Raw genomic sequence first — 2,598 nt, forward strand, 5'->3', positions numbered from 1 at the left:
ATGCTGAGGCCGTTCAAGGCGCGTGACGGAAGCTGGCGGCCGTGGCCGGCATGGCTGCGCTATACGGCGCTTGCGCTCGGTCTTTTCACCATCGTCGCGGCGCTGCTCGGTTACATCGGCCTTGCTCTGTTCGTTTCGTTGCAGGTCGTCGTTACCGGCACCGCGCTGATCACCGCCTATATCGGCTTCCTGTCGGCGCAGGCGATCGGCGAGGAGGGTGCTTTCGCCAACACCTCCGTCGGGCGCTGGCTGTCGGCCAATTCCAGCTACGAGGATACGGCCCTCGATCAGCTCGGCCTTGTCGTCAGCGTTGCCATCAATGTGATGATCGTGCTGGTGTTCCTGCCGCTGATCCTGATGATGTGGGGTTTCCAGCCCGGCGATATCCAGGCTTGGGCCTACAAGCTCGCAACCGGGATCAACATCGGCTCGGTGACGATCTCGGTCACCGGCATCCTCTCCGGCATCGTCGTCTTCGTCATAGGCTATTTCCTGACGCGCTGGTTCCAGGGCTGGCTCGACGGCTCGGTCATGGCGCGTGGCAAGGTCGATACCGGCGTGCGCAACTCGATCAGGCTGGCGGTCGGCTATGCCGGCGTCGCGCTGGCGGCACTGGTCGGCATCTCGGCGGCGGGCATCGACCTGTCCAGCCTGGCACTGGTCGCCGGCGCTCTTTCCCTCGGTATCGGCTTTGGCCTGCAGAACGTGGTGTCCAATTTCGTTTCCGGCCTGATCCTTCTGGCCGAGCGGCCGTTCAAGGTGGGCGACTGGATCGTTGCCGGCGACGTCAGCGGCACGGTCAAGAAGATCAGCGTGCGCGCCACCGAGATCGAAACCTTCCAGCGGCAATCGGTGATCCTGCCCAATTCGAACCTGATCAACAACGCCGTCGGCAACTGGACGCACCGCAACAAGCTCGGCCGCGTCGACATCAAGGTCGGCGTCGCGTATGGCAGCGACGTCAAGCAGGTTCATGCCGTCCTGCTGGAGATCGCCCGCAGCCACCCGATGGTGCTGAAGAACCCCGAACCCTTCGTGCTGTTTTCCAATTTCGGCCCCGCCGCCCTGGAATTCGAAATCCGCGTGTTCCTGGCCGACGTGATGAACGGCAACATCGCGCAGAACGACATCCGTTTTGCCGTCCTCGAAAAATTCAGCAGCGAACACATCGAGATCCCCTCGACGCCGCGCGCCGTGGTCGAGGCCCACAAGCCCAAGGCCTGGCCGACGGACGACGACAAGATCGAGGCCGACTTCGCCGAACAGGAGCAGATAAGGGCCGAAGCCGAAGCGGAGAAGAAGCGACTGGTCAAGTCTCGCAAAACCAAGAAGCCGGACCCGGACTAGGCTCGGACTCCGTCGACCTCAATCCTGCCCGGAATCAATTGCGGCATGAATGGGGCATTCAGTTGCGGTTCAGCTTCCATCTCATATAAGCTCCATGCAAAGGCGAAAATGCCTTGCCAAATGCAACAGAGGCGGTGGGAACACCGATATTGCACCATGTGGAAGTCTCTCGTCGCTGCAGTCGCCCTGGTCGCTGCCATCGGCTCGGTCCATGCCGCGAGCGCGGTCAACAAGGACGCCGAGACCCGCACGCTGGTCGTAACGGAGGGCGGCAGCAAGACCGACCTTGCGCTGGCCGGTGGCGAAACGGTTGAGTTCTGCCCGAACGGCTGCTTCGTCACCTTGCCCAATGGCGATCTCGAAGCCCTGACCGGTTCGGAAACCGTCGAGATCTCGGGCGGTGTCGCCCGCATCAAGTAATCTTGGCGTCACGATTGTAGAGGCCGGGCATTTGCCCGGCCTTTTATCGTTTCCGGTAGCGGTTGTTTAACAATGACACCGGAAATACCGCCATGGCAGCCGTCTGCAACCGTGCGTTTTAACGTTCGCTACGCCATCGCCCGCTATACCAGGCTCAAGACGCCGAAAAGCGGCGCGCAACTCTACGCGGGCAGGGCAGGACGGACATGGATGCGCGATCGGACAGGAACGCAATACCGCTTGCGGTCGATCTCGACGGCACGCTGATCGCAACCGACCTGTTGTGGGAAGGGCTGTTCATCCTTCTCAAGAAGAACCCGCTCTATATCTTCCTCGTACCGTTCTGGATCGCCGGCGGGCCGGCGCGGCTGAAGCAGGCGATCGCGCAGCGCATCGACATCGATCCGGCATCGCTGCCCTATCGCGAGGTGCTGCTTTGCCGCCTCCGGACCGAGCACGCCGAGGGCCGCAAGATCGTGCTGGCGACCGGTACGCCGCGCAAGTTCGCCGACGCCATCGCGGCCCATCTCGGCATTTTCGACCAGGTGCTGGCCACCGATGGTCTCGCCAATCTCACCTCGGGCAGGAAGCGCGCCTCGCTGATCGCAGCCTATGGCGATGGCGGTTTCGACTACGCCGGCAACAGCCGCCATGACCTCCAGGTCTTCGATGCCGCACGCAACGCGATCGTCGTCGCGCCCGACCGCCATGCCGCGCGCTGGCAGGCGGCACATGGCGCCGAGACGGTGCCGGCGCCGAAGCCGACTTTGCGGACCATCGTCAAGATGCTGCGCGTGCATCAGTGGCTGAAGAATTCGCTGATCGCAGTGC

3 protein-coding genes are annotated in these 2,598 nt (G+C 62.8%); all 3 read left to right on the forward strand.

What is annotated here, in order from left to right:
- The coding region (locus tag EN991_RS31690; RefSeq protein ID WP_164769511.1) for a mechanosensitive ion channel domain-containing protein at positions 1-1,347 on the forward strand (1,347 nt) is incomplete at its 5' end.
- Positions 1,348-1,503: 156 nt separating this feature from the next.
- On the forward strand, positions 1,504-1,767 hold the full coding sequence (locus tag EN991_RS31695) for a hypothetical protein (RefSeq protein WP_023812335.1): 264 nt from the start codon (positions 1,504-1,506) through the stop codon (positions 1,765-1,767).
- A 206-nt stretch (positions 1,768-1,973) separates the two neighbouring features.
- Positions 1,974-2,598, forward strand: a 625-nt coding sequence (locus EN991_RS31700) for a haloacid dehalogenase-like hydrolase (protein ID WP_206519291.1), incomplete at its 3' end; no start/stop codon positions are given.

The organism is Mesorhizobium sp. M7A.F.Ca.US.005.03.2.1 (assembly GCF_003997795.1).
Taxonomy (GTDB): Bacteria; Pseudomonadota; Alphaproteobacteria; order Rhizobiales; family Rhizobiaceae; genus Mesorhizobium; species Mesorhizobium ciceri.

Bases quoted from the DNA above. Each gene is read 5' to 3' on its own strand.
- EN991_RS31695 (WP_023812335.1), top strand. From the start codon at position 1,504: ATGTGGAAGTCTCTCGTCGCTGCAGTCGCCCTGGTCGCTGCCATCGGC.